This is a genomic window from Arthrobacter sp. LjRoot14, assembly GCF_964253905.1.
Taxonomy (GTDB): Bacteria; Actinomycetota; Actinomycetes; order Actinomycetales; family Micrococcaceae; genus Arthrobacter.
This window is the reverse complement of record NZ_CAXURL020000001.1, coordinates 4,666,386-4,691,539: the sequence shown is the minus strand read 5'-3', so window position 1 is coordinate 4,691,539 and position 25,154 is coordinate 4,666,386. Positions and strand designations below refer to the sequence as shown.

The following is a 25,154-nucleotide window of genomic DNA, read 5'->3' as shown; positions in this document are numbered from 1 at the left end:
CGTGTTCGGCGGCGACGTCGGGCTCCTCAGTCCCGTGTCGGCGTCGCCTTTGGTGGCGGCGCTGACGGGGGACGGGGCGGTCCTGGCGGCGATTCTCGCCGTTGAGGCCGGCTGGGCTTCGGTGCTGGAGAAGGCCGGCCTCGCGCCGGCCGGCTCTGCCGCCGTGGTGGCTTCCGCAGCGGACGCGGACCGCTATGACGTGGCCGGCCTCGCCGTCCGCGCACAGGGCGGCGCCAACCCGGTCATCCCGCTGCTGGCTGACCTCCGTGCCCAGGTCAAGGCCCTGGACACGGACAATCTGGGCGCTGTGGGGGCCGTGCACACCTCGCTGACCAGCCAGGACGTGCTGGACTCGGCGCTGATGCTGCTGGCCAGGAACGCCGTTAACATGCTCCTCGCCGACCTTCGCGGGATCACGACGGCGCTGGCGGCACTTGCGGAGCAGCATGCGGACACGTTGTGCGTCGGCAGGAGCCTGACGCAGCACTCGCTGCCGTTTACTTTCGGGCTCAAGGCGGCGCAGTGGTTCCACGGACTGGCCGCTGCGGCCCGGCGCCTCGAGGCCGTGGAGCGGCCGCTGCAGACGGGCGGCGCCGCCGGAACGCTGGCCGCCGGGACAGTGCTGACCAAGGGTTCGGTGGACACACCCTTCGACCTCTCGGGCAACCTGGCCGCACACCTTGGGCTGGCGTCAGCCCCGGGACCGTGGCACACCAACCGGCTGGCCGTCACCTCCCTGGGCGATGCCCTGGCCGCGGTGACGGACGCGCTGGGCAAGATCGCCGGCGATGTGCTGTTCCTCAGCCGGCCGGAAGTGGGAGAGCTCGCCGAACCCCGGGCCGCCGGGCGCGGAGTATCCTCGGCCATGCCGCAAAAGCAGAACCCCGTGCTGTCCGTGCTGGTCCGCAGCGCCGCACTGCAGGCACCCAACCAGGCCGCGCAGCTGCACCTTGCAGCGGCCAACTTCAACGATGAACGTCCCGACGGCGCCTGGCACAGCGAATGGCCCGCCTTCCGCCAGCTCCTTCGGCTGGCCCTCGGCGCCGCCGGGCACCTGCGGGAACTCGCGGAGGGCCTGCAGGTCTTCCCGGATGCCATGCGCCGCAACCTGGAACTGTCCGGGCCGCTGCTGCTCAGCGAAGGAGTGTCCGCCGCCGTGGAGCCACTGCTCGATGAGCGGAACGGCCGAAACGGCAAGCAGCAGCTCCAGGACGTGGTGGACCGGACGCTCCAGGCCCCGCCCGCCGAGCAGTCCGAAACATACCGCCGACTGCTGCGGGAGGCCGTTCCCGCCAGCGCCCTGTCCGACGAACGGCTGGAAGAACTCCTGGATCCTGCCAACTACCTGGGGCAGGCCGCTGAAATATCCCGCCGCATCCTGGCCGCTTTCCCCGACTTTGCCGGCAGCGGCGAACCACCGGCCGCCGCCGGCCACGCCATTCCCGCCGGAACAACCACCGAAACAGACCTGAACGGAGACCCCCGTGGCTAGACCAACAGTCAAGGCAGTACTGCTCTCCCCCCAGCGCCCGCTGGGGGACAAGCCCCTGCTGGTGGTGGGCCCGTCACTGGGGACGTCCTCGCTGCTGTGGACCCAGGCCGGCGCCCTGCTCGGGACCGACTACGACGTCGTCGCCTGGGACCTGCCCGGGCACGGCGTGTCACCGGCCGCGACGGAAACGTTCGACGTCGCCGAACTGGCTGACGCCGTCGTCGACCTCGTTGACTCGATTGCCCCGGGCCAGAGGTTCCATTACGCCGGCGTGTCGCTCGGCGGGGCCATCGGGCTGCAGCTGGGAATCAAGCACGGCGAACGCCTCAAGAGCCTGTCGGTGCAGTGCACCGGCGCCAAGATCGGCACGCCCGAAGGCTGGCTGGAGCGCGCGGAGACCGTCCGCACCCAGGGCACGCCCGTGATGATCCAGGGCTCAGCCGAGCGCTGGTTCGCGCCCGGCTTTATGGATCGCGAACCGGAGCTCAGCGGCCGGCTCCTTCACTCCCTGCGCGATGCCGACCGTTTCAGCTACGCCTTCTGCTGCGAAGCACTTGCCGGCTTCGACGTCCGCGCCGAGCTGGGCAGCATCCGTGTTCCCACCCAGGCGGTGGCCGGCGCGGAGGACTCCGTTGTGCCGCCGTCGTTTGCCAAGGAGATCGTCGAAGGAATCACCGCCGGCGGCGGAACCGCAAACGCCGTGACACTGGAGGGAGTGGCACACCTGGCTCCGTTCGAGGCCCCCGCCCACGTTGCCGAACTGCTGCGGAGCCTCATCACCTGGAGTGAAACCAGCGGAGCGGCCAAGTGACCGGCCCGGGGACCCCCGGCGGGGGATCCGCCGGCCCGGAACGGCACGGGGTCGTCCAGCCGGGTGCCACCAGCCAGGAAATCTACGACGGCGGCATGGTGGTCCGCCGCGAGGTGCTGGGTGCCGCGCACGTTGACCGCGCCAACGCCAACAAGGACTCCTTCACCGAAGACTTCCAGGACATGATCACCCGCATCGCCTGGGGTGGCATCTGGACCCGGCCGGGCCTGACCCGGCAGATGCGCTCCGCCGTCACGATCACCGCCATGGTGGCGCACGGGCACTGGGAAGAACTGGCCATGCACATCCGCGCAGCCATCACCAACGGCCTGAGCAGGGACGAGATCAAGGAAATCCTGCTGCAGACCGCCATTTACTGCGGAGTTCCCTCCGCCAACACCGCTTTCAAGACAGCGCAACAGGTCTTTAAGGAAATGGACGCCGCAGCGCCCAACTAGCTCGCAGTTAATGTCGTGAAAGACGAGTTTCACGACATTAATTGCTACCCAGTTGGGGCCCGCCAGAATCTAAAGGAATAGTTATGAATGAAGCTTTTGTGTACGACGCCGTGCGCACGCCGTTCGGGAAGTTCGGCTCCGGCCTCGCTGGCGTCCGCCCGGATGACCTGGCCGCGCACGTGATCGGGGAGATCGTCCGGCGCGCTCCGAAGCTCGACGTGGAGCGGATAGACGAGGTGGTGTTCGGCAACGCCAACGGCGCGGGCGAGGAGAACCGTAACGTCGCCCGGATGGGCACCCTGCTGGCCGGGCTTCCCGTTTCGATCCCGGGCACCACGGTGAACCGGCTCTGCGGATCCTCGCTGGACGCGGCGATTATCGCTTCGCGCCAGGTGAACGCCGGGGACGCGGAGCTGATGCTGATCGGCGGGGCGGAGTCGATGTCCCGTGCACCCTGGGTGCTGCCTAAGACCGAGAAACCGTACCCCGCCGGGGACCTGAACCTGGCCTCCACCACGCTGGGCTGGCGGCTGGTGAACAAGGCCATGCCCAAGGACTGGACCATCTCGCTGGGTGAGGCCACCGAACGCCTGCGCGAGAGGTACGGCGTCACCCGCGAGCAGCAGGACGAGTTCTCTGCGAACTCCCACAACCTCGCCGCCGCAGCCTGGGATGAGGGGTTCTATGACAACCTGGTGGCGCCGGTGCCGGGCACCGACCTGGTCCGCGACGAGGGGATCCGGGCCGGGTCCTCGGCGGAGAAGCTCGCCGGTTTGAAGACCGTGTTCCGCACCGAGAACGGCACCGTCACGGCCGGGAACGCGTCCCCGCTCTCTGACGGGGCGTCCGCGGCCTGGATCGGGTCGGAGAACGCCGCCGGGATCCTGGGCATGGAGCCGTTGGCCCGGATCGCGGGCCGCGGGGCGCACGCAAACGATCCGCAGTACTTCGGCTACGCGCCGGTGGAGGCCGCGAACAAGGCCCTCGCGAAAGCGGGCATCGGCTGGGACCAGGTGGGCGCCGTCGAACTGAACGAAGCGTTTGCCGCGCAGTCCCTGGCCTGCATCAACGCCTGGGGCATCGACCACGCAATTGTGAACCGGCACGGCGGCGCGATCGCCATGGGCCACCCCCTCGGTGCCTCCGGCGGCCGCATCCTCGGCACCCTGGCCCGGTCCCTGCAGGCCTCCGGGGAACGCTGGGGCGTCGCCGCGATCTGCATCGGCGTCGGCCAGGGCCTCGCCGTCGTGCTCGAAAACGTCACCTCGGGAGCTAAGGGCTAAGAACATGCTGAATTTCATTGACACTGTCGGCGAGGCCGTCGCCGGCATCAAGGACGGTTCCACGGTGATGATCGGCGGCTTCGGCAACGCCGGGCAGCCGTTTGAACTGATCGACGCGCTGCTGGACTGCGGCGCCCGCGAGCTCACCGTGGTGAACAACAACGCCGGCCAGGGCGACCAGGGCCTGGCGCTGCTCATCAAGGAAGGCCGGGTGAAGAAGATGATCTGCTCCTTCCCGCGGCAGTCCGACTCCTGGCACTTCGACGCCAAATACAAGGCCGGCGAGATCGAACTGGAACTCGTTCCGCAGGGCAACCTGGCCGAGCGCATCCGTGCCGCGGGAGCCGGCATCGGCGGATTCTTCACGCCCACCGGGTACGGAACCATGCTGGCCGAGGGCAAGGAAACCCGCATCCTGGACGGCCGCGGCCAGGTGTTCGAGACGCCCATCCACGCCGACGTGGCCCTGATCAAGGCGCTCAAGGCGGACGGCGTCGGGAACCTGGTGTACCGCAAGACCGCGCGGAACTTCGGCCCGATCATGGCCGCCGCCGCGAAGCACACCATTGTCCAGGTCTCCGAGATTGTGCCCACCGGCGGACTCGACCCGGAGAACGTCGTGACCCCCGGCATCTACGTGAACAGCATTGTTCGCGTCAACTCAGTGAAGGCGGCCTGATATGAGCGCACAGACAAGCCGCGAGACCGGCTCGATCCAGAGCAGCGAGCAGCCCCTGGGCCGCGACGACCTCGCCCGGCTGGTGGCGAAGGACATCAAGCCCGGCTCTTTCGTGAACCTTGGCATCGGCCAGCCCACTTTGGTCTCCAACTACCTCGAACCGGAGCAGAACATCACGCTCCACACCGAGAACGGGATGCTGGGCATGGGCCCGGAAGCCAAGGGCGATGAGATTGATGAAGACCTCATCAACGCCGGCAAGATCCCCGTGACCGAACTGCCGGGGGCGTCCTACTTCCACCACGCCGACTCCTTCGCGATCATGCGCGGCGGGCACCTGGATATCTGCGTCCTCGGCGCGTTCCAGGTCTCGGCCACCGGTGACCTCGCCAACTGGCACACCGGCGCGCCGGACGCCATCCCCGCGGTGGGCGGCGCCATGGACCTTGCCACCGGGGCGAAGGACGTGTTTGTGATGATGACGCTCCTGACCCGCGACGGCGCGTCCAAGATTGTGGAGGCCTGCACCTACCCGCTCACCGGCGTCGGCTGCGTGACCCGCGTGTACACAGACAAGGCCGTGTTCCTGACCGGCCCGGACGGCGTCCAGGTCCGCGAAACGTTCGGCTGCACCCTCGAGGAGCTCCAGGCCCTGGTGCCGGTCCCCCTCACGGCAGCCCCCGCCGTCGAGCGCTAATCCACCAGCGCGAACTGGCAGCCAATGACCCCAAAGCCCCGATCTGAGGTCATTCGCTGCCGCTTCGCGCCCGGGGGAGCGGGTGCGGGCTAATAGGATTGGTAACCATGACCGACGCAGCAGCCGAGACCGCGCCCAGGCCTTCCTCTGCACCCCAGGCCAGTGACCAGTACGTCCAGTCCCTCGCCCGCGGGCTGGCAGTGATCCGCGCCTTCGATACCGACCACCCGGTGATGACGCTCACCGAAGTGGCTGCACGGACGGACCTGACCCGCGCCACCGCGCGCCGCTTCCTGCACACCCTCGTGGAGCTGGGCTACGTGCGCACGGACGGGAAGACCTTCGCGCTCACCGCGCAGGTGCTGCAGCTCGGCTACGCCTACCTGTCCGGGCTGTCGCTGCCCCAGCTCGCCCAGCCGCACCTTGAGGAGCTTTCGCTGCGGCTGGGGGAGTCGACGTCGGCCGCCGTCCTGGACGGGAAGGACATCGCCTACATCGCGCGGGTCACCACCCGTCGGATCATGAACGTGGGCATCACGGTGGGGACCCGCTTCCCGGCCTACGCCACCTCCATGGGCCGCGTGCTGCTCGCGGCGCTGCCGCCGGCCGCACTGAAGCAGTACCTCGCGGAGGCTGAGATCAAGCCGCTCACTCCCCGGGCCATCGGTACCACGAACGACCTTGTGGCCGCGCTGGACACGGTCCGCGCGCAGGGCTGGTGCCTTCTGGACCAGGAGCTCGAACTTGGCCTGATGTCCGTTGCGGCGCCGGTGTACCACGGCCCGACGAAGGTGGTGGCGGCGATCAACGTGTCCCTGCAGGCGCAGTCGGTGGCCGCGAAACCGGATCCCAAGGCCTACCTGGAGATGGTCAGGAAGGAAACTGTTGAGACGGCCCGGCTGATTTCCGCGGACCTTTCAGCCAAGCATTAGCCCGTTGAGGTCATTCCGTCGTTCCCCGGTGTGATCGGCTCCACGGGCGGCCACCATTTGGTGGGCGGGCCGATGACAAAGCGGCGCCCGGTCAGTTCGCTGGGCGTGATCCGGACCAGGACGTCCTTGGCACCCTCCTGCCACGGCGACGGCGTTTCGGCAGGAGCGTCCTCGCCCGGCTGCACGGCCTCTGCGACCCCCTTGACCACCACGCTCCACGCGATGGTTCCGTAGACGTTCAGCCCGTCGGCTTCAAGGACCACCGGCTCCCCGGCGAGAACAGCGTCCAGCTTGGTCCCGGGGCCGGTCCGGAAAATCACCGTGCCTTCATCCGGCAGGTAGTTCACCGGAAAGATTTCCGGCGCGGCATTGCTGATGACAGCCAGCCGTCCCACGGAGGCGGAGCGAAGGTGCCGCCAGCATTCACGGACGGTGAGTTCTGTTATTTCCGGCCCCGGCCCAGAGGTATTCATGGTGCTGAGCCTAGGCGTCCGGTCCGCGTTGCGGCAAGGCAGTAAGACCCTGTTTTCAGTTACGCTTCACATGAGGAGAACCCCCGACCATTTGCCCGTGAAGGATGCCATGACCCAGCACAACAATGAGCCGGAGAATACGAACGCTCCGGAAGGCAACGCCGCGCCCCAGGCCGGTCCCGGCCCCAAGCGCGCCGCCGTCATCATCAACCCGGCCAAGCCCGTCGACTTCGATGTTCGCGGCCTGATGGCCAAGCACTGCGCAGATGCGGGCTGGGATGAGCCCATGTGGATCGAAACCACGAAGGACGACCCGGGGGTCGGACAGGCGAAGGAAGCGCTGAGCCGCGGGGCCGACGTCGTGATTGCCGCCGGCGGCGACGGCACCGTACGGTGCGTGGCTGAGGTCCTTTCCGGCACCTCCACGCCCATGGGTCTGCTGCCGCTGGGCACGGGAAACCTGCTGGCCCGCAACCTCGGCATGGATGTCACCGATATTGAAGGCGCCATGGCGGGCGCCCTGACGGGCGAGGACCGCAAGATCGACGTGGTCCGTGCAGTCCGGAGCGATCCGGACAAGGAGCAGCACTTCCTGGTGATGGCCGGTGTGGGCTACGACGCCACCATCATGGCGGACACGAATGAGGACCTGAAAGACAAGGTGGGCTGGCTGGCCTACGTCGATGCGGGCATCAGGAACCTTCCGGGCAAACCGGTGAAGGCGAGCATTGTCATCGACGGTAAATCAGTGGTCCACCGCCGCGTCCGCAGCGTCATGGTGGGGAACTGCGGCAAGGTCCAGGGCGGCCTGGAAATCTTCCCGGATGCGAAGGTGGATGACGGCCTGCTGGATGTTGTGGTCCTGGCGCCCCGGGGCAAGCTCGGCTGGTTCTCCGTTGTGGCCGGGATGCTCGGCAAGGGCAAAGGCAAGGACACGTCCGTGGAGTACTTCCAGGGCAAGGACGTGGAGATCACCCTTGAGCACGCCGACGACTACCAGCTCGACGGCGACCATGAGGGCGACGGCAAGCACGTCCGCATGACCATGCTCCCCGGAGCGCTAACGGTCAGGATGAACGCGCCGGCTGCCGCCTAGAAGGCAGCGCGCAACAGAGTCAAAAAGGTTCGACGGCGGCCCGCTCCCAGTGGACGGACCGCCGTCGGTTCTTGCCCGGGCTGGATCAGTCCGTGAGCAGCCTGCCCCACCTCGGTGCGAGCAAGGGGGACCCGGCAAGTTTGAGGCAGTGCCACAAAGTGACGGCCACGGAGTCCAGCACCGGTACGCCGGTTTCTGATTCCACTTCCGCTGCGATGTTGGCGCCGTACAGGTTGGTGCAGAGGTAGACCAGGGCGTCCGGCCGTGCCGCCGCGAGCTCCAGCGACCCCGGCCGCATTTCGTCCTCCGTGACCCGGGCGAAGGACTCGTTGTCGCTCAGCCCCAGGGCCCGGTGGCCGATGGTTTTGATGCCGTCCCGCTCGTAGGAGGCCATGATGGCGTGGTTGACGTCCGCCGTGTACGGCGTGAAGAGCCCGATCCGTTCCATGCTGAAGGACTCGAAAGCCGCCAGATAGGCGAGCGTGGACGTGGTGGCCGGGATGCCCGTCGCGTCGACGATCTCGCCGACCAGTTCGCGGTCGTGGCCGGCGCCGAGCCACGAACCTGACGTCCCGTTCCAGGCGATGACGTCCACGTCCGCCGTCGCCAGAAGTTCGGCGGCAGTCCTCATCACGGCGGGATCAAACTGCTTGTCCGAGGAATCGTCCAGGGCGATCCGGGTGACCGGGATCCGGGTGAAATGGATGGTGACGTCGTCCCGGTCGCCCAGGATGCGGTAGCTCTGCGGCTCCAGGCAGGTGTTGGAGGACGGCACGATCATGCCGATGCGGGTCTTGCGTACTTCAGAAGGCATGGGTGCTCCTACTTTGCTGCGGACAGGGCGGCTGCGGCGGGAGCCGTCGCGGCGGACAGATGCGCGCGGAAACCGTTCCGGGCCACGAAACGCCCCACGGCGCCGGGATCGTGGAAGCCGCCGCCGTCGAGCACCACCCGTCCTGCGGAGACCACAACGGCGGGCCAGCCGGTGAGTGCCCGGCCGTCGAACGGCGAGAAGTCAGTGCCCATGTGCAGTGCCCCGCCGTCCACTACCCGTTCCTCGGCGGGATCGAAGATCACCAGGTCGGCGTCGAAGCCCTCGGCGATGGTTCCCTTGCCGGGAACGGCGTTGATGCGGGCCGGGCCGGCGGCGAAGACCTCCACAAAGTCCTCCACCGAACTGCCGGCGGACGCCATGGCCGTGAACGTGACCGGCATCCGGGTTTCCACACCGGGCAGGCCGTGCGGCATGGCGCGGATGTCGTCCGTGCGCTCGCGCTTCTGCGACAGGTCGTAGCAGGAGTGGTCCGAGGAAACAGTGTGGATGGCACCGTCGGCCAGCCGTTCCTTGAGCGCGGCGACGGTTTCGGGGCTGCGCATGGGAGGGCAGCAGGCGTACCACTCGGGGAAAGCGGAGCCGTACACCGTGTCATCGAGGGTGAGGTAATGCGGGCAGGTCTCGGAGTAGGCTTCCTGGCCGCGGGCCCGGGCCCCGGTGACCAGGTCCACGGCGCCCGGCGTGGACTGGTGCACGAAGTACACCGGTGCCTTGGTGTATTCGGCCATGGCCAGGGTTTCCTTGACCGAGATTTCCTCGGCCAGCTCCGGACGGGTCCGGTGCAGGTGTTCGATGCCGATCCTGCCGTCGTCGGCGTGCTGCTGCGTGCAGTCGCTGATGATGGGGTCGTGTTCGGCGTGGATGTAGGTGAGGCCGTCCAGCCGGACCATCTCGCGCATCACTTTCAGGATGGTATCGCCGTCCGCCATGGTGGTTCCGCGGTTGGTGGTGTACATCTTCACCGAGCGCACACCCTCGGCGGCGAGCTGCTCCAGCTGCCAGGGCACGGTCTCGTCCCAGCTGACCACGGAGCCGTGCAGGGCGACGTCGCAGCGGGATTCCAGCGCCAGCTCCTTCTTGTGCAGCACGGCAGCCAGCGGGGTTTCCTGCGCGTCGCGGGGAATGCCGAAGTCGATGATGGTGGTGGTGCCGCCCCACAGTGCCGCGGTGGAGGTGGTGCGGTAGTCGTCCAGGGTGCGGAAGCGGCCGGTTACCTGGGCCACATGGCAATGGCCGTCCACGCCGCCCGGAATCACCAGTTGTCCGGTGGCGTCGATGGTGCGGACTGCCGCGGGGACGGGTTCCGCGGCGTCGATGAGCTGCTCCACGCGGCCGTCGCGGACCACCACGTGGGCGGACCGGCGGCCGAAGCTGTTGACCACGGTGCCGTGGGCGATGACGAGGTCGGGAATGCGGGACATCTTTGTCCTCCTAGTTCTTTGAAGCGGTGCGTTCTGTCTGTGCTGACTGTGCGGCGGCCAGGGCGGCGTCGAGGTTTTCGGAGAGTCCCTTGCGGGCCTTGACGGGTGGCGGCGCGAAGGCACCAGCCCGGTGCGGGCCGGATTGAAGTCCGACGACGGCCTCCGCCATGCGGATGCCGGCGGAGATGCCGTCCACCACCGGAACCGGGATCTGGCCGCTAAGTTCGCGGGCCAGGCCGGCGAGGGGCGCGCCGGCGAGGATCACGACGTCGGCCCCGTCCTCCGCGACGGCCTGCCGGCTGAGTGCCAGCAGCGTTTCCTTGAAGTCCTGCTGCACGGAGCCGATGCCGTTCAGCGCCTCATTGATGGAGCGGATGGAGGCCAGCCGGCCGCCGAGGCCGAAGCGCTCCACACAGTCGAGGTACCAGGGCCGGATCCGGTCGGAGATGGCGATGATGGAGAAACGGTGGCCCTGCAGGGCGGCGGCGCACAGCGCGGCCTCCGTGATGCCGATGACGGGGACGTCCGTGAGCTCCTTCAGGGCGGGCATTCCCGGATCGCCGAAGGCTGCGACGACGACTCCGTCGATGGGTGCCGCGTCGATGCGGTCCGCGCGGTCGGCGCCGACAGACGGGCCGTCGTCGGCGGTTCCCGCGGCGTATTCGGCGATCACCTCGGCCACCGCGCCGGCGGCGATCAGGGACTCGAAGCGGGTTTCGATGTATTCGACACCGTACGCGGCGGTGCGGACCACCAGTTCGGTGTCCGGCGAGGCGGAGCGCAGGGCCTCCGATTCGATCAGCGCCGTGACGTCGTCGCTGATATTGGGGTTGATGACGAGGAGTTTCATTTTTTCTTCCGGTGCAGGGCGGGTTCAGTTTTCTGGAAGTCGTCGGGGAACTGTTCGCGGTATTTGCCGATGTGCGACGCCGACTGGGCCGCGGCGCGGTCCGGGTCGCCGCTGGCGATGGCGGCGTAGAGTTCCCGGTGCTCCCGGATCAGTTCGGGCAGGTCGCTCACGTGCCGGAACAGCCAGTGCATGCGGCCCTGCAGCGGCTCCAGGGCAGACCTGAGGAAGCCGTTGTCCGCGATCCGGGTGATGGCATCGTGGAATTCGCTGTTGGCGCGGTGGGCCTCCATGACGGCGCCCTTGGCGAGGCAGCGTTCGGCCTCGTCCAGCAGCCCGGCAAGGTACTCACGGTCCTCGCCGGTGGCGCGGACGGCAGCCAGCCGGCAGGCCAGTACCTCCAACGACTGGCGGACGTCGAAGAGGTCCTCCACATCCTTGGGGCTGAGCGAGCTGACCTCGGCACCGCGGGCGCCCCGGTCGCTGAGGAGGCCTTCCTGGCGCAGCATCCGCAGCGCTTCCCGGACAGGCAGCCGCGAGACGTTGAACTCGGCTGCCAGGTCCCGTTCCACCAGCCGGGTGCCGGGAGCGTAGTGCCCTTCGAAGATCCTGGTGCGGAGCGTGTCCCGGACGGTCTCGCGGAGGGGGCGTTCCTTGTCCTGGGTTTCTTCTGCGGTAAGCATGGTGCTCCATTCGGGTTTCTTGACGGGTAGTGCGCTCCCGGCGCCGGGAGGGGGTGCTGCGGTGCCTAGCTTAGGGCTGCCAGCTTAGACAGGGAGGCGCTTGTTGTAGTCGAGCACCAGGACGGACACGCCCATGATGATCGCGGACCCGACGAAGTACAGCAGCGCCCAGGTGTAGGAGCCGGTGGCGCCCACGATCAGGCCGACGGCGATCGGGGTGACGAAGCCGGAGATGTTGCCGCTGAAGTTCATCGCCCCGCCGAGGACGCCGGCGTTGGTCCGGCCGCCCAGGATGGAGGGAATGCTCCAGAACAGGCCAACCCAGCGGAGGAAGAACATCACCACGGAGAGGAGTACGACGGCGGTGGTCGGGTCTGCCACGACGGTCACCCCGACGAGGCCGCCCACCACCACAACACTGGAGATGCCCAGCAGCGTGCGCATGACGCGGTTGGCGGAGGCGCCGGCTGCCCGCCATTTGTCGGCAAGGGTGCCGCCCAGGATCTCCCCGACGAAGCCCGCACCGAAGATCACGAACGTGGACCAGCCGATGGTCTTCAGGTCGAAGCCCTTGGCCTGGGCGAGGTACAGCGGGCCCCAGGTGAGCAGGCCGTAGAACACTCCGTTGAAGCCCAGCCAGCCGAAGCACATGGCCCAGAAGGAACGGAATTTCAGGTAGGGGAGCAGGGCCCGCTTGCCTTTGCTGCCGTCCAGCTCGGCCTCGGCGTCCTCGGCCGCGTGGGAGGCCTCGATGTATTCGGCCTCGGCGGCGTTGACTCCGCGGTGCTGGCGCGGGTTGTCCCGGACGTACCACCAGACGGCCAGGCCCATCAGGACCGTGGCGGCGCCGGCGATGACGAATGAACTGCGCCAGCTGCCGGTGGCGGCGATGAGGCCGGCGATCAGGATGCCGCCGAGCCCGGCGCCGAGCGGAGCGCCGGCGTCCAGGATGGTGGCGCCCCGGCCGCGTTCCGACTTGTGCATCCAGATCGCGTTGAGCTTGCCGCCGGCCGGCATGACACCGGCTTCGGTGACGCCGATGCCGAGCCGGGCGATGAACATGCTGAGGAAGCCGCCGGCCATGCCGGAGGCCGCCGTTGCGGCGCCCCAGCCCACGCAGGAAGCGGTCATGACCTTGCGCGGGCCGAACTTGTCGATCAGCAGGCCGACCGGGATCTGCATCAGGGCATAGGTCCAGAAGAAGGCGGAGAGCAGCAGGCCCACGAGTTCGGGGGCGAGGTTGAATTCCTTTTGGATGATGGGGAGCGCCACCGAGATGGAGCCGCGGTCGATGTAATTGACGGCCACCAGGACGAGGAGCAGCAGGAAGAGCTTCCAGCGGACGTTGGTGCGCCGTTGCACGCCGTCCTTGCCGGCCTGGTCCTCAGGGGATTGAACTGCGGTGGGATCGGTGCTGGAAGTTTCGGTACTTGGAAGAGACACAGCTTCTCCTTCACGGGGAAGATTGCGGGCAGGGGAAAGACTCTGGTGTTATGGCTGGCCACGGCCGGATCCGGCGGGGCCTTACTCTCCAGGCCTGGCTCTGGGTACGCCGCTCGGGGCGCCAGGTTCCGGGATGGTGGTCACTTTTGGGATCCCGTTTTGGGATCCCAAAATTAAAGATAGAAGTGAGCCCCGCCACTGTCAAGGGTTTTCCGCGCGCTGCCCGCCGGGGCAGCCTATTTACCGATTGTGACTACCGGCTGTCGCTATGCGCCAGAATCTCCGCGAGCTCCGCCAGCCGGTGGGCCCGCGCCGATTCCGCCGGAGTGAACGGTTCGCCGGGACGGTGGAAGGTGACGGGTCCGTGCCACGCCGTCGGGATCTTCAGCACCGTCCCGGCGTCGGCTGTGGCCAGGAGTTCCCGGCGCCCTTCAGCAGCGGAGTGGACAATCCTGGCGGAAAGCAGCTCGGCGACGGCCAGCGGAAGCTCATCCGGGTTGCCCGCAATCCGGGCGGCGAGGCTTAGTGCCCTGGTCTGGCCGTCCGCCATGGCCAGGGCCGTGGTGGGCCAGACGTGCGGATGCCTGCCGCCGCCGTCGCGCAGGGCCTCCAGGAGCTCACGTTCACCGAGATTCCCGGGCGCGGAGAGGACGAACTCGTCGAGTACGCCGCCCGCCACCGGATGGAGGTGGATGCTGAGGATGTTGGTGTCAAGCCGGGCCAGCGCCTGGGTGATTTTCTGAAGCGACCCGGGCTGGTCGCGCAGCACGGTGCGTGCCCGCCAGAGGGCAGGTGCGGTATTCAGCCGCCTGCGGTGCCGCAGGGCGGGAGCGTGCAGCCAGCTCCTCAGCATCCGGGCGGCGGAAGGCTCGGCCACCCAGATCACCAGCACTGTTGCGGTCAGGGTAAGGACCAGGACCTTGGCCACGTACGGGAGGTGGGTCTCCACTACAGCCGCGTGCACCAGGAGCTCGATGGGCAGCATAACGGCGATATTCGCCAGGGTCAGCCGTGCTTTTGTGGGTTCCGGCATCTGGCCGCAAACTTCGCAGCTCAGGTCGGCCGGTTCGGGGGACGGTGCCTTGCGCTTCATACTCACATCATGGCGGGGCCCTGTTTCAATGGCGTTGCGACCGCGTCACGATCGCCAACATCCGTGAAATGGCGCGGATTTTTGGAGTACTTGCCCCGGCCGGAGGCTGTGGCCGGGAGGGGCCGGCCACAGCCCGGTTCAGATGCTCAAGCAGGTAGTCCCGGGTGTCAGGGCCTTAAGACCCGCACGTAGTTTCCGCCCGCCCACCTAACGGTCCGTAAGACGACCGAGTAGTACCCGCATAAACCACCGGACGCCTGCATAGAAAGCCGGGTAGGTGGCCCTCGTGACGGAGGCAGGGGCCCACGGCTTGTATTGGGGAAGGCACCAACCGGTGCCGCCTACCAACGGTCGGGGGGATAGGCAAATGGCGACCTCGTCTGCAGGCATATCGCGTTCGTCCACCCTAAATGTGTGGGGGCCGCGATGAGCCAACTGGGGAAAACAAGCCCGTTCGTGCTGAAGTTCCTGGGTCCCGGAGTGAGTTCCGGGACGGTCGCCAGCCCGCCGCGTGCCGCCGTCGGGCATTCCCTTGGCGGGCCGGAAGGCCAGCCGCCCGAGCGCAGGCTATCCGGCCGTGAATGGGCGCGCTTCGTGTCCCGCTTCCTCCGCCTGACCGACACCCTGATAGTGGTTTTCTCGGTGCTGATCGGATACGTGATCCGTTTCGACGGCGGGCACTCCTTTGCCGAAAGCCGCGACAACGCACTGGGCGCCGTCCTGGCCGCGGGCCTCGTGGTGTTATGGACCGGCGCCCTCCACTTTTACCGGACGAGGGACCCCAAGGTGCTCGGAGTCGGTTCCAGCGAATACAAACGCGTCGCCGTTGCCACCACCCGGGTCTTTGGCCTGCTGGCCGTCTTCCTGGTGGTGTTCCGGCTGGAACCGGCCTGGGCCTTTTACGTCGGGTCGTTCCCGCTGGGGCTCCTGGCGCTGGTGGGGAACCGCTGGCTCGCGCGCCGCTGGTACAACCGGAAACAGGCCGACGGCCAGTTCCTGGTGAAGGCGATAGTCATTGGCCAGCCCGAAGATGTTCGCTACGTCCTCGGCCGGATCGCCAAGAAGACCGGTGCAGCCTACGAAATCCTAGGGGTGTCGCTTCCTGGTGCCCGCCGGGGAATGATGCTCGACGTCGACGGCCGCCGCGTTCCGGTGTTGTCCTCCACCGACGACGTTGTCCGGACCGTGGGAAGGTACGGTGCCGAGGCCGTCATCGTGGCGGGCCCTGTGCCGGGAGGCAACCAGTACATCCGGGAGCTGGGATGGCGGCTGGAGGAGCATTCCGCCGAACTGGTCCTCGCTTCAACGCTCACGAATGTCGCCGGGCCGCGGATCCACTGGCGGCCGGTTGAGGGACTGCCGCTGATGCATGTGGACGTTCCGCAGTACAGCGGCGGCAAGCATGTGCTCAAACGGCTGCTGGACATTGTTGTCGCCTCCGTGGCCCTCGTCCTGCTGTCGCCGCTGTTCCTTGTCCTGGCCGTGATCGTCAAGCGGAACGGCCCCGGACCCGTGTTCTTCAAGCAGGAGCGCGTCGGCAAAGCCGGCCGTCCGTTCAGGATGATCAAGTTCCGTTCCATGGTCACCGATGCCGAAGCGTCACTCGCGGCACTGATGGCCCGCAACGAGGGTGCGGGCGTGCTGTTCAAGATGCAGAACGATCCGCGGGTGACCAGCTGCGGGCGCTGGATGCGCCGCTACTCACTCGATGAACTTCCGCAGTTCTGGAACGTGCTCACCGGCGAAATGAGCCTGGTGGGCCCCCGGCCACAGCTGCAGCGCGAAGTGGAGGCCTACGAACGGCACACCCACCGACGGCTGCTCATCAAGCCCGGAATCACCGGGCTCTGGCAGGTCAACGGCCGTTCGGACCTGCCCTGGGATGAGGCCGTGCGCCTCGATCTCTACTACGTCGAAAACTGGTCGATCATGGGGGACGTCATCATCATGTGGCGGACCTTCAAAGCAATGTGCATGCCTGCGGGCGCGTATTAAGTGGAGGGGACAGATATGGAATCGTCACAGGAGTCCTACCGCCGGGACCTTGACCTTATGGCATCCGCGGCACCGCTGCGGGCCGCCGTGATCGGTGCCGGCTACTGGGGGCCAAACCTCGCCCGGAATTTCAAGGCCAGCCCGGACTGGCAACTGGCCGCGATTGTGGACACGGACCGCGACCGCGCCGCCAAGCTCGCGGCCGTCCACGGCGGCGTTCCGGTCTGCGAATCCGTTGACGAACTGCTGGACACGGTGGACGTCGATGCGGTGGCCATTGCCACTCCGGCGCACACCCACCACGGGATCGCCCTGACAGCGTTGCGTGCGGGAAAGCACGTGCTTGTGGAAAAGCCCCTGGCCGACAGCAGGGCCAAAGGCGTGGAGATGGTCGAAGAGGCAGAGAGCCGCGGGCTGGTCCTGATGGCCGACCATACATACTGTTACACCCCCGCCGTCCTGAAGATCCGCGAACTGATCGCGGAGGGTTCGTTGGGCGAGATCCTGTTCATCGACTCGGTGCGCATCAACCTGGGGCTTGTCCAGCCGGATGTCGACGTGTTCTGGGACCTGGCTCCGCACGATCTGGCCATCATCGATTTCATCCTGCCCGGCGGCCTCCGTCCCGCTGAAGTGGCGGCCCACGGAGCTGATCCGCTGGGCACCGGACGGGACTGCGTGGGGCACCTGACGTTTGCGCTGCCGAACGATGCCATGGCGCACGTGCACGTGAATTGGCTCAGCCCCACCAAGATCCGCCAGATGGTGGTGGGCGGTTCCCAGCGGACCCTCGTCTGGGACGACCTGAATCCGCAGCAACGGCTGAGTGTGTACGACCGCGGGGTCAGCCTGGACCGGAAATACCGTTCGCCTGCGGAGAAGAAGGCATTCGCCATTTCGTACCGGCTGGGTGACACCTGGGCGCCCGCATTGCCGGAACACGAGGCCCTCGGACAGATGGTGGCGGAATTCGCCAGCAGCATCTGGCATCACCGGCCTGCGCGGACCAGCGGCACCTCCGGGCTGCGGGTGCTCTCCGTTCTGGAAGCGGTCAGCCGCAGCCTCAACGGTGACGGGGCGTCTGTCGCCGTCACGGGCAACGAAACCCAGTTGGAGGGACGGCGATGAGCATGCTCCAAGGGGCGCGGGTCCTGGTCACCGGAGGAGCCGGCACCATCGGATCCACCATTGTCGACCACCTGGTCACCGCCGGCGTTGAGCGGATAACCGTCCTGGACAACCTGGTCCGGGGCCGCCGGGCCAACCTGGATGACGCGCTGGCCACCGGCAGGGTGGAACTCGTCGAAGGGGACCTGCGCGACCGCGACCTGGTCCACGACCTCACCCGCGGCAAGGACATCGTCTTCCATCAGGCGGCCATCAGGATCACGCAGTGTGCGGAGGAGCCGCGGCTCGCCCTTGAAGTGCTGGTGGACGGCACGTTCAATGTGTTCGAGGCGGCAGCCGAGCACGGCGTGGGCAAGCTGGTGGCGGCATCCAGCGCCTCGGTTTACGGGATGGCGGAGGAATTCCCCACCACCGAACGCCACCACCACCACAACAATGACACGTTCTACGGCGCGGCAAAGTCCTTCAACGAGGGAATGGCCCGCAGCTTCCGCGCGATGACCGGCCTGGACTACGTCCTCCTGCGCTACTTCAACGTCTACGGGCCCCGGATGGATGTGCACGGCCTCTACACCGAGGTCCTGGTGCGCTGGATGGAACGCATCGCGGACGGACAACCCCCGCTGATCTTTGGTGACGGACGGCAGACCATGGATTTCATCCACACCCGCGACGTTGCCCGGGCCAACATTCTGGCCGCCGGAAGCGGTGCCCGTGAGGGCGTCTACAACGTGGCCAGCGGGGAAGAAACAAGCCTCCTGGAACTCGCCGAGGCGCTGTTGCGGGCCATGGATTCCGAACTGCACGTGGAGCACGGCCCGGACCGCGCCATCAACGGCGTTGTCCGCCGCCTCGCGGATACTTCCGCCGCCCGCCTTGACCTTGGCTTCGCGGCCGAAACCGGACTTGAGGAAGGGCTCCGCGAACTCGTGGACTGGTGGCGTCCGCTTCGCGGCGAAATTGCCGCCGCCCGGGTCGGAGGCGTGCGGTGACCATCAGCCAGGATCAGGCGCTGAGCCGGATCAATGTCATGAAACCGTGGCTTGGAATCGAAGAGGCTGAGGCGGTCGCCGAGGTGATTGCGTCCGGCTGGGTGGCCCAGGGTCCCCGTGTTGCCCGGTTCGAGGAAGCCTTCGCCGCCGCCCAACAGGCGATGTTCGCCGTGGCCGTTTCCAACTGCACCACCGCCCTGCACCTGGCGCTCAAAGTGGCCGGCATCGGGCCGGGCGACGACGTGGTGGTGCCGTCCTTCTCCTTCATTGCCACCGCGAACGCCGCCGGCTACGTGGGAGCGAGGACCGTGTTTTGCGACGTTGAAGAAGAGACCGGCAACGTTTCGGCGCGAACCATTGCCGCCGCCCTGACCCCGGCCACGAAAGCCGTGATCGTGGTCGACCAGGGCGGAATGCCGGTGGACCTGGATCCGATCCGGGCGCTGTGCGACCCCCTGGGCATCACGGTGGTTGAGGATTCGGCGTGCGGGGCGGGCTCCACCTACCAAGGCCGGCCCGTGGGGGCCGGCGCGGAGCTGGCCGCGTGGTCTTTCCACCCGCGCAAGATTCTGACCACCGGGGAGGGCGGCATGCTGACTACCCGCAATCCCGAGTGGGCGGGCCGGGCGCGACGGCTGCGTGAACACGCCATGAGCGTTTCGGCCAATGACCGCCATGCCGCACTCCTGGCGCCGGCGGAGGAGTACCTGGAAGCCGGTTTCAACTTCCGGATGACGGACATGCAGGCCGCCGTGGGGCTGGTCCAGCTGGGGCGGCTGGCGGAGGCCGTGGCCCGCCGCCGCGAAATCGTGGCCGGCTACCAGTCTGGGCTGGACCGCGTGGGAGGTCTGCGGCTGGTCCGCGATCCGGCCTACGGCACCAGCAATTTCCAGTCCTTCTGGGTGGAGGTCCTGCCGTCATTCCCCCTCGGCCGGGAGGAACTCCTGGAACGCCTGGCACGTGACGGCATCTCGGCCCGCCGCGGGATCATGGCCGCGCACCGGCAGCCGGCCTACGCCGGACGGGATACCGGCGGTGCCGACCTCTCCGTCACCGAACGGCTGACGGACAACACCCTGATCCTGCCGGTTTACCACCAGCTGACGCCGGGCGAGCAAGCCCGGGTACTTCGGTCCATCCGGCTGGCGGGCGGTGAGGGAACCCGTGGCTGACCTTATTCTCATCGCTGCCAGCGGGCTCGCCCGCGAAGTGCTCGCCACAGTGCGCGACAGCGGCCAGTTCGACGTCGTGGGAATCCTCGACGACGACGCCGGCAGGGCGTGCACCACGATGGACGGATCGCACATCCTGGGACCGATCAGCCACGCGCTCAACTACCCGGACGCGAAGGTGGTGGTCTGTGTGGGCGCAGGCAACGCGCGTGCCGGGATAGTGGCGAGGCTTGCCGGCCTCGGGTTCCCGGAGCGGCGCTACGCCACCGTGGTTGACGCCTCGGTGCGGCTCCCGGAAGGGTGCCGGATCGGCCACGGCAACATCCTGCTGGGCCATGTCACCCTGACAGCCGACGTCACCATCGGCAACCACGTGGTGGTGATGCCGGGGGTGACCCTCACCCACGACGACACAGTGGAGGATTTCGCCACGTTCGCGGCCGGAGTTTCGCTGGGCGGCGGTGTCCGGGTGGGGCGGGCCGCCTACCTGGGCATGAACTCCTGCGTCCGGGAACGGACGGCCATCGGCGCCGGCGCCACCGTGGGGATGGGGGCCGTAGTCCTGGCCGACGTTCCGGCCGGAGAAACCTGGGCCGGCGTTCCGGCGCGGGCCATCAAACGCGTCATGCACACAGCTGCTGTTTCAGGAGGCGAACGATGACTCTTTCACCAACTTTCCCCTTGTCCGTACCGCTCGTTGACCTCGGCGCGCAACAGCAGGAAATCGCCGAGGAAGTCGAGAGCGGCATCAGGTCGGTCTTCGCGCGGACCTCTTTCATCGGCGGTCCGGAGGTTGCAGAGTTCGAGCAGGCCTACGCCGGTTTCCTCGGGGCCCGGCATTGCGTCGGCGTCGCCAACGGCACCGATGCGTTGGAACTGGGCCTACGTGCCGCCGGGGTCGGGCCCGGCGGCGAGGTCATCCTGCCGGCCAACACCTTCATTGCCACAGCCGAGGCCGTAAGCCGGATCGGGGCCGTCCCGGTGCCTGTGGACGTGGACCCCGATTATCTGCTCATCGATCCAGCCCGGGTCAGCGAGGCAGTGACCGCGGCGACCCAGGCGATCGTGGCCGTACACCTGTTCGGGCAGACAGCCTTCGTTGAAAAGCTAAAGGCTGCCGCTTTCGGCTGCGGCGCCGTTATTGTCGAAGACGCGGCCCAGGCCCAGGGCGCATCCCGGCACGGACGGTTCGCCGGCACCTTGGGAACTGTCGCTGGCACGAGTTTCTATCCGGGCAAGAACCTCGGGGCGGCCGGGGATGCCGGGGCGGTCCTGACTAATGATGACGCGATAGCTGCCCGGGTCCGCCTCCTGGGCGCCCATGGCAGCTCCGTCAAGTACGAACACGACGCGATCGGCATGAACTCCCGCCTGGACACGATCCAGGCAGTGGTGCTGAACTCCAAGCTGCGGCGCCTTGCGGCCTGGAACGAACGACGGCGGGAGGCCGCCGCCCGCTATTCGGAGATGCTCAGGGACGTACCCGGCATTGTGCTGCCCCGCACGGCCGATGGCAACGTCGACGTCTGGCACCTCTACGTCATCCGGATCCTGGACCGGGACCGCGTGCTCGCCGCGCTGAACGGGGCAGGAATCGGCGCCGGCATCCACTACCCGGTTCCGATGCACCTGAGCCGCGCCTACCGGCATCTGGGGTTGTGCCGGGGGTCATTTCCCGTCGCCGAAGAAGCCGCGGCGACGATGCTCTCCCTGCCGATCTACCCGCATATCACCGAACGGCAGCAGGAGTATGTCATAGGCCAGTTGCTCGCGGCCATGGACCGGTCATGACCCAGGGAAGCAGCGGACGCGGGGCCTCGAACGCCTTCGCGTGGAGCCTGCTGAACACCTTGGTCTCCAGGGTGGGCACGCTCGGGATTGGAATAGTCCTGGCGAGGGTGCTGGGCCCGGATTCCTTCGGCACCTTTGCCGTGGCCCTGGTGGCCCTGATGGCAGTGCTCAGCTTCAATGAACTTGGCGTTTCGCTGGCGATCGTCCGCTGGCCGGGCGACCCCGCAAAGATAGTGCCCACCGTCAACACCATTTCCGTGGCGGGCAGCGCCGTTTTCTGCGCCGGTGCCGTCCTTGCGGCGCCCGCATTTACGGCCGCCATGGGGGACCCGGATGCCACTGATGTGGTCCGGGTCCTCATCTTCAGCGTTTTCATCAACGGTGTGGTGGCGTCCCCGGCGGCCCTTCTCCAGCGTGACTTCAAGGAGAAGACCCGGCTGGGGATCGACCAGGTCAACGTCTGGACGGGGGCTGTCCTGTCGGTCGTCCTGGCGCTCGCGGGAATGGGCGCCATGGCGCTGGCGGTGGGCAGGGTGGCCGGGAGCCTCGTCTCCGGTGCAATGTTCCTCGCGGCCTCGCCCGTGCCCTATCGTTTCGGGCTGGACCGCAGCCAGCTGGGCCCCCTGCTCCGGTTCGGTCTGCCGCTGGCCGGCACCAGCATTATCTTTTTCGCGGTCGGCTACACCGACCAGCTGACGGCCGGAAGCATGCTGGGCACCGCGGCACTCGCTTTCTATGTCCTCGCGTTCAACCTTTCCAACTGGCCTGTCAGTATCCTGGCCCAGCCGCTTCGCAGGGTGGCGCCGGCCGCCTTTTCCACGCTCCAGCAGGACAAGCCGGCCTTGAACGCGGCGCTTGTCTCCGTGGTGGCGGTCCTTGCCGCGGCGACTCTGCCGCCGGTGATGTTCCTGGCCGGAAGCGCGGGGCCGCTGGTGGATCTTGTGTATGGCAGGGAATGGCTGCCGGCCGCCGCCGCGCTCTCCTGGCTGGTGGTTGCCGCTGTCAGCCGAATTTTTTCGGACCTTGCCTATGACTTCATGGTGGTGCAGGGCCGGTCCGGCACAGTCTTCGTCGTCCAGGCGGGCAGCCTGGTGGTGCTGGTGCCTGCGCTGGCAGCCGGTGCGGCACTGAACGGGCTGCCCGGCCTGGCATGTGCGCAGGCCCTGGTCTCCGGCTGCGTCCTGCTGCCCCTGTGCCTGTGGCAGCTCTCGCGGACGGGTGTCTCCGTGCGGGATGTCACCGCGGTGGTGTGGGTACCCGGCGTGGTTTCCCTCGCCGTCGGTGCGTTGTCGCTGGGACTGCCCGGCTGGCTGCCGGCACCCTGGTTGGAACTGCCTGTGGGCGCAGCCCTGGCTGCTTCCGCAGCCGCGGCGCTGCTGTACTGGCGCAGGGATGACGTCAGGCTGCTGAGGAAAGTTGGCCGTGAGGCGCGGCCGGACGTTGGCGAGCTGGTCCGATGAGAGTCCTTGTCTACCCACACGACCTCGGCATCGGGGGAAGCCAGATCAACGCTATCGAGCTGGCCGGTGCCGTTCACCGGCTGGGCCACGAAACCATCGTGTTCGGGCGGCCCGGTCCGCTCGTTGAAAAAGTCCGCGGGCTGGGGCTGGAATTCGTAGCAGCACCGGAGATGGGCAGGCGGCCTTCCGTGGCCGTGGCCCGGGCGCTGGCGCGGCTTGTTGAGCGCCGGCGCATCGACATCCTGCACGGCTACGAGTGGCCGCCTTCGTTGGAATGCTATCTGGCGGCGCGGAGACTGACAGGGGTGGCGGCGGTTTCCACGGTGATGTCCATGGCCGTCGCGCCGTTCATCCCCAAGCATGTTCCGCTGACGGTCGGAACCCATCAAATCGCGGAAGCCGAGGCCGGCATTGGCCGCTCGGCCGTTACCGTGCTGGAGCCCCCCGTTGACGTGGATGCCAACCGTCCCGGCCTTGACCTTTCGCAGGGAGAGCTCCGGAGGAGGTGGGGTATAACGGACGGCGGGTATGTGGTGGCGGTCGTGTCCCGCCTCGCCCGGGAGCTCAAGCTGGAGGGCATCCTCAGCGCCATGGAGGCGGTGGCATCCCTCCCGGCCGGGCTGCGGGTTTGCCTGCTCGTCGCCGGTGACGGCCCGGCACGTGCGGAAGTTACCAAGCGGGCGGCACAGGTCAATTTCCGCACCGGCCGGCAGACGGTTGTCCTGGCCGGTGAACTTGCGGACCCCCGGGCGGCCTACGATGTGGCCGACGTGTGCCTTGGCATGGGCGGATCGGCGCTGCGCGCGCTGGCCTTCGGCAAACCGCTGGTGGTCCAGGGCGAAGAAGGGTACTGGGAGCTCCTGACGCCTGACTCACTCGGGACCTTCCTGTGGCAGGGATGGTACGGCGTGGGCGGCGGGCGGGCCGGCGGCGCGTCCACCCTCCGCGACATACTGTCCGGGATCCTGCCGGCCGAAGGGCTCCGCGCTGAGCTAGGCGACTTCGGCAGGCGCGTTGTGGTGCACCGCTATTCGTTGAAACATGCTGCAGAGGCCCAACTGGATGTCTACGCGGCCGCCCTCGATGCGGCCCCATCCAACCGACGGGCGACCTTCCGCGAACTCGAGGCTGCCAGCCACTTCCTTCGCTACAAAAGCCGTCGCTTGCAGTCTCGCCTGACCGGCCGGGGCTCTGCTGATGATTTCAACGCCCGTCCGGTCGCAGCCGCCCCGCCGGTGCAGGCATTCTCAGCAGGAGGTACCGGCCAGGTTGCCGGGATGGCCGGCACCAGCCCTTGGCGGAGCCTGCCATGACCGCCCGGCGCAGAACCGTTCTCCTGCTGCTGCTCTATCTGGCTGCCCTGGCGTGCATCGGCTTTTGGCCCACACCTGTGGAACGCCCCCTCTCCGGCCTCCTCCGCAGCTTCCTGCGGTTCCTGCAGGACCAGCCCCTGACAGCGGGAATCAGGGCCGGGCATGTGGAGGTGGCCGCCAATGTCCTGCTCTTCGTGCCGTTGGGACTGCTGATAGCCGGTCTGCTGCCGGCCCGTCGCTGGTGGCTTGCTGCTGCGGCGGGACTGCTGGGTTCCGTGGCTATTGAGGCAGTCCAGTTCCTCGCCCTCGACCAGCGGCAGGCAAGCCTGCGCGACGTCGCCGGCAACACGCTGGGTGCCCTGCTCGGCGCGCTCGCGGCCGTGTGGGCGCGACGCCGGCACAGGCCACCACTAACAACGCCGGTCTCCGGCACCACAATCCCCGGGAGGAACACATGATCACGATCGCCGCCACAGCTGACGTGGAAGAGTCCGCCAGCATTGGAGACGGCTCCCGGATCTGGCATTTGGCACAGATCAGGGAGGACGCCGTCCTGGGCAGCAATTGCAACATCGGCAGGGGAGCCTATGTGGGGCCGGCCGTCCAGCTGGGCAACAACTGCAAAATCCAGAACTACGCGCTGGTCTACGAACCGGCGCGCCTGTCCGACGGTGTCTTCATCGGCCCCGCGGCCGTGCTTACCAACGACCTGCACCCGCGGGCCATCACACCAGAAGGAAACCTCAAGGGGTCGGAGGACTGGGTCGCCGTGGGGGTGACTGTCGGCAAGGGTGCCTCCGTCGGTGCACGGGCCGTCTGCATCGCCCCCCTGACCATCGGCGAGTGGGCCACCGTGGCGGCCGGCGCGGTGGTGACCCGGGATGTCCCGGCCTATGCGGTGGTGGCCGGCGTGCCGGCCCGGCAAATGGGCTGGGTGGGTGAGGCGGGCCACCCGCTCAAGCAGGACGACGGCGGCAGCTGGCTCTGTCCCGTTACCGGACGCCGCTACTTCGAAACCAAAGGGCAGCTTGTGCCCGCTGACAAGTATTAAGGAGGCGAC

General features: G+C 67.6%; 25 protein-coding genes. 18 read left to right on the top strand and 7 right to left on the bottom strand.

The features are described from left to right. The first annotated feature begins 1 nt into the window (after position 1). From ACSQ12_RS21300 to ACSQ12_RS21270, 7 genes are all read left to right on the top strand, one after another. Entirely contained in the window at positions 2–1,492 is a 1,491-nt protein-coding gene (locus ACSQ12_RS21300; RefSeq protein WP_436067042.1) for a lyase family protein, read from the top strand. Next, a complete protein-coding gene (locus tag ACSQ12_RS21295) occupies positions 1,485–2,303 on the top strand; it encodes an alpha/beta fold hydrolase (RefSeq protein ID WP_436066826.1) in 819 nt (272 codons plus the stop codon). Before ACSQ12_RS21300 ends, ACSQ12_RS21295 begins: the two co-directional genes overlap by 8 nt. Then, on the top strand, positions 2,300–2,761 hold the full coding sequence (pcaC, locus tag ACSQ12_RS21290) for a 4-carboxymuconolactone decarboxylase (protein ID WP_436066825.1): 462 nt from the start codon (positions 2,300–2,302) through the stop codon (positions 2,759–2,761). The genes ACSQ12_RS21295 and pcaC overlap by 4 nt, the downstream gene beginning before the upstream one ends. An 83-nt stretch (positions 2,762–2,844) precedes the next feature. Next, positions 2,845–4,044: a thiolase family protein gene (locus ACSQ12_RS21285; protein WP_436066824.1), complete on the top strand. Its 1,200-nt coding sequence runs from the start codon at positions 2,845–2,847 to the stop codon at positions 4,042–4,044. 4 nt (positions 4,045–4,048) lie between these two features. Further along, complete coding sequence (locus ACSQ12_RS21280) at positions 4,049–4,723, top strand: 3-oxoacid CoA-transferase subunit A (protein WP_436066823.1); 675 nt, start codon at positions 4,049–4,051, stop codon at positions 4,721–4,723. Position 4,724: 1 nt separating this feature from the next. Beyond that, entirely contained in the window at positions 4,725–5,420 is a 696-nt protein-coding gene (locus ACSQ12_RS21275) for a 3-oxoacid CoA-transferase subunit B (RefSeq protein ID WP_209741886.1), read from the top strand. A gap of 107 nt (positions 5,421–5,527) precedes the next feature. Continuing rightward, complete coding sequence (locus ACSQ12_RS21270) at positions 5,528–6,352, top strand: IclR family transcriptional regulator domain-containing protein (RefSeq protein WP_209741887.1); 825 nt, start codon at positions 5,528–5,530, stop codon at positions 6,350–6,352. Here ACSQ12_RS21270 and ACSQ12_RS21265 read toward each other — a convergent pair. Further along, positions 6,349–6,825 (bottom strand): pyridoxamine 5'-phosphate oxidase family protein, encoded by a 477-nt coding sequence (locus ACSQ12_RS21265; protein ID WP_209741888.1) that lies wholly within the window; start codon positions 6,823–6,825, stop codon positions 6,349–6,351. The genes ACSQ12_RS21270 and ACSQ12_RS21265 overlap by 4 nt on opposite strands. 109 nt (positions 6,826–6,934) lie before the next feature. Between ACSQ12_RS21265 and ACSQ12_RS21260 the strand changes: the two genes are divergently transcribed. After that, on the top strand, positions 6,935–7,921 hold the full coding sequence (locus ACSQ12_RS21260) for a diacylglycerol/lipid kinase family protein (protein WP_436066822.1): 987 nt from the start codon (positions 6,935–6,937) through the stop codon (positions 7,919–7,921). 85 nt (positions 7,922–8,006) lie between these two features. Here the strand turns inward: ACSQ12_RS21260 and ACSQ12_RS21255 are convergent, their stop codons facing one another. From ACSQ12_RS21255 to ACSQ12_RS21230, 6 genes are all read right to left on the bottom strand, one after another. Beyond that, positions 8,007–8,735 carry a maleate cis-trans isomerase family protein gene (locus ACSQ12_RS21255; RefSeq protein WP_436066821.1) on the bottom strand — a complete coding sequence of 243 codons (729 nt, stop codon included), beginning with the start codon at positions 8,733–8,735 and terminating at the stop codon, positions 8,007–8,009. 8 nt (positions 8,736–8,743) lie between these two features. Further along, the gene (locus tag ACSQ12_RS21250; protein ID WP_436066820.1) at positions 8,744–10,177 is read right to left on the bottom strand and encodes an amidohydrolase family protein; all 1,434 of its coding nucleotides are present in this window, start codon (positions 10,175–10,177) and stop codon (positions 8,744–8,746) included. 10 nt (positions 10,178–10,187) lie between these two features. Then, the gene (locus ACSQ12_RS21245) at positions 10,188–11,027 is read right to left on the bottom strand and encodes an aspartate/glutamate racemase family protein (protein WP_436066819.1); all 840 of its coding nucleotides are present in this window, start codon (positions 11,025–11,027) and stop codon (positions 10,188–10,190) included. Next, complete coding sequence (locus ACSQ12_RS21240; protein WP_436066818.1) at positions 11,024–11,707, bottom strand: GntR family transcriptional regulator; 684 nt, start codon at positions 11,705–11,707, stop codon at positions 11,024–11,026. The genes ACSQ12_RS21245 and ACSQ12_RS21240 overlap by 4 nt, the downstream gene beginning before the upstream one ends. Before the next feature lie 84 nt (positions 11,708–11,791). After that, positions 11,792–13,150: an MFS transporter gene (locus tag ACSQ12_RS21235; protein ID WP_436066817.1), complete on the bottom strand. Its 1,359-nt coding sequence runs from the start codon at positions 13,148–13,150 to the stop codon at positions 11,792–11,794. Positions 13,151–13,403: 253 nt separating this feature from the next. After that, positions 13,404–14,243, bottom strand: a complete 840-nt coding sequence (locus ACSQ12_RS21230) for an amino acid-binding protein (protein ID WP_436066816.1) — start codon at positions 14,241–14,243, stop codon at positions 13,404–13,406. Between the two features lie 426 nt (positions 14,244–14,669). On the opposite strand from ACSQ12_RS21230, the gene ACSQ12_RS21225 reads away from it, so the two are divergent. From ACSQ12_RS21225 to ACSQ12_RS21180, 10 genes are read left to right on the top strand one after another with little or no spacing between them, the layout of a single operon-like run. After that, positions 14,670–16,238 (top strand): sugar transferase, encoded by a 1,569-nt coding sequence (locus ACSQ12_RS21225; protein WP_436066815.1) that lies wholly within the window; start codon positions 14,670–14,672, stop codon positions 16,236–16,238. 15 nt (positions 16,239–16,253) lie between these two features. Next, positions 16,254–17,366, top strand: coding sequence for a Gfo/Idh/MocA family protein (locus ACSQ12_RS21220; RefSeq protein WP_436066814.1), 1,113 nt, complete (start codon positions 16,254–16,256; stop codon positions 17,364–17,366). Then, positions 17,363–18,358, top strand: coding sequence for an NAD-dependent epimerase/dehydratase family protein (locus ACSQ12_RS21215; RefSeq protein ID WP_436066813.1), 996 nt, complete (start codon positions 17,363–17,365; stop codon positions 18,356–18,358). The genes ACSQ12_RS21220 and ACSQ12_RS21215 overlap by 4 nt, the downstream gene beginning before the upstream one ends. Then, entirely contained in the window at positions 18,355–19,530 is a 1,176-nt protein-coding gene (locus tag ACSQ12_RS21210; RefSeq protein ID WP_436066812.1) for a DegT/DnrJ/EryC1/StrS family aminotransferase, read from the top strand. The genes ACSQ12_RS21215 and ACSQ12_RS21210 overlap by 4 nt, the downstream gene beginning before the upstream one ends. Further along, a complete protein-coding gene (locus tag ACSQ12_RS21205; protein WP_436066811.1) occupies positions 19,523–20,191 on the top strand; it encodes a NeuD/PglB/VioB family sugar acetyltransferase in 669 nt (222 codons plus the stop codon). The genes ACSQ12_RS21210 and ACSQ12_RS21205 overlap by 8 nt, the downstream gene beginning before the upstream one ends. Next, positions 20,188–21,321: a DegT/DnrJ/EryC1/StrS family aminotransferase gene (locus tag ACSQ12_RS21200; RefSeq protein ID WP_436066810.1), complete on the top strand. Its 1,134-nt coding sequence runs from the start codon at positions 20,188–20,190 to the stop codon at positions 21,319–21,321. Before ACSQ12_RS21205 ends, ACSQ12_RS21200 begins: the two co-directional genes overlap by 4 nt. Beyond that, entirely contained in the window at positions 21,318–22,781 is a 1,464-nt protein-coding gene (locus tag ACSQ12_RS21195) for an oligosaccharide flippase family protein (RefSeq protein WP_436066809.1), read from the top strand. Before ACSQ12_RS21200 ends, ACSQ12_RS21195 begins: the two co-directional genes overlap by 4 nt. Next, the gene (locus tag ACSQ12_RS21190) at positions 22,778–24,094 is read left to right on the top strand and encodes a glycosyltransferase (RefSeq protein ID WP_436066808.1); all 1,317 of its coding nucleotides are present in this window, start codon (positions 22,778–22,780) and stop codon (positions 24,092–24,094) included. Before ACSQ12_RS21195 ends, ACSQ12_RS21190 begins: the two co-directional genes overlap by 4 nt. Continuing rightward, positions 24,091–24,552 (top strand): VanZ family protein, encoded by a 462-nt coding sequence (locus ACSQ12_RS21185; RefSeq protein WP_436066807.1) that lies wholly within the window; start codon positions 24,091–24,093, stop codon positions 24,550–24,552. The genes ACSQ12_RS21190 and ACSQ12_RS21185 overlap by 4 nt, the downstream gene beginning before the upstream one ends. Then, the gene (locus ACSQ12_RS21180; protein WP_436066806.1) at positions 24,549–25,145 is read left to right on the top strand and encodes an acyltransferase; all 597 of its coding nucleotides are present in this window, start codon (positions 24,549–24,551) and stop codon (positions 25,143–25,145) included. The genes ACSQ12_RS21185 and ACSQ12_RS21180 overlap by 4 nt, the downstream gene beginning before the upstream one ends. Positions 25,146–25,154: the final 9 nt, after the last annotated feature.

Bases quoted from the DNA above. Each gene is read 5' to 3' on its own strand.
- ACSQ12_RS21285 (WP_436066824.1), top strand. From the start codon at position 2,845: ATGAATGAAGCTTTTGTGTACGACGCCGTGCGCACGCCGTTCGGGAAG.
- ACSQ12_RS21280 (WP_436066823.1), top strand. From the start codon at position 4,049: ATGCTGAATTTCATTGACACTGTCGGCGAGGCCGTCGCCGGCATCAAG.
- ACSQ12_RS21275 (WP_209741886.1), top strand. From the start codon at position 4,725: ATGAGCGCACAGACAAGCCGCGAGACCGGCTCGATCCAGAGCAGCGAG.
- ACSQ12_RS21270 (WP_209741887.1), top strand. From the start codon at position 5,528: ATGACCGACGCAGCAGCCGAGACCGCGCCCAGGCCTTCCTCTGCACCC.
- ACSQ12_RS21265 (WP_209741888.1), bottom strand. From the start codon at position 6,825: ATGAATACCTCTGGGCCGGGGCCGGAAATAACAGAACTCACCGTCCGT.
- ACSQ12_RS21260 (WP_436066822.1), top strand. From the start codon at position 6,935: ATGACCCAGCACAACAATGAGCCGGAGAATACGAACGCTCCGGAAGGC.
- ACSQ12_RS21255 (WP_436066821.1), bottom strand. From the start codon at position 8,735: ATGCCTTCTGAAGTACGCAAGACCCGCATCGGCATGATCGTGCCGTCC.
- ACSQ12_RS21250 (WP_436066820.1), bottom strand. From the start codon at position 10,177: ATGTCCCGCATTCCCGACCTCGTCATCGCCCACGGCACCGTGGTCAAC.
- ACSQ12_RS21245 (WP_436066819.1), bottom strand. From the start codon at position 11,027: ATGAAACTCCTCGTCATCAACCCCAATATCAGCGACGACGTCACGGCG.
- ACSQ12_RS21240 (WP_436066818.1), bottom strand. From the start codon at position 11,707: ATGCTTACCGCAGAAGAAACCCAGGACAAGGAACGCCCCCTCCGCGAG.
- ACSQ12_RS21230 (WP_436066816.1), bottom strand. From the start codon at position 14,243: ATGAAGCGCAAGGCACCGTCCCCCGAACCGGCCGACCTGAGCTGCGAA.
- ACSQ12_RS21225 (WP_436066815.1), top strand. From the start codon at position 14,670: ATGAGCCAACTGGGGAAAACAAGCCCGTTCGTGCTGAAGTTCCTGGGT.
- ACSQ12_RS21220 (WP_436066814.1), top strand. From the start codon at position 16,254: ATGGAATCGTCACAGGAGTCCTACCGCCGGGACCTTGACCTTATGGCA.
- ACSQ12_RS21215 (WP_436066813.1), top strand. From the start codon at position 17,363: ATGAGCATGCTCCAAGGGGCGCGGGTCCTGGTCACCGGAGGAGCCGGC.
- ACSQ12_RS21200 (WP_436066810.1), top strand. From the start codon at position 20,188: ATGACTCTTTCACCAACTTTCCCCTTGTCCGTACCGCTCGTTGACCTC.
- ACSQ12_RS21195 (WP_436066809.1), top strand. From the start codon at position 21,318: ATGACCCAGGGAAGCAGCGGACGCGGGGCCTCGAACGCCTTCGCGTGG.
- ACSQ12_RS21190 (WP_436066808.1), top strand. From the start codon at position 22,778: ATGAGAGTCCTTGTCTACCCACACGACCTCGGCATCGGGGGAAGCCAG.
- ACSQ12_RS21185 (WP_436066807.1), top strand. From the start codon at position 24,091: ATGACCGCCCGGCGCAGAACCGTTCTCCTGCTGCTGCTCTATCTGGCT.
- ACSQ12_RS21180 (WP_436066806.1), top strand. From the start codon at position 24,549: ATGATCACGATCGCCGCCACAGCTGACGTGGAAGAGTCCGCCAGCATT.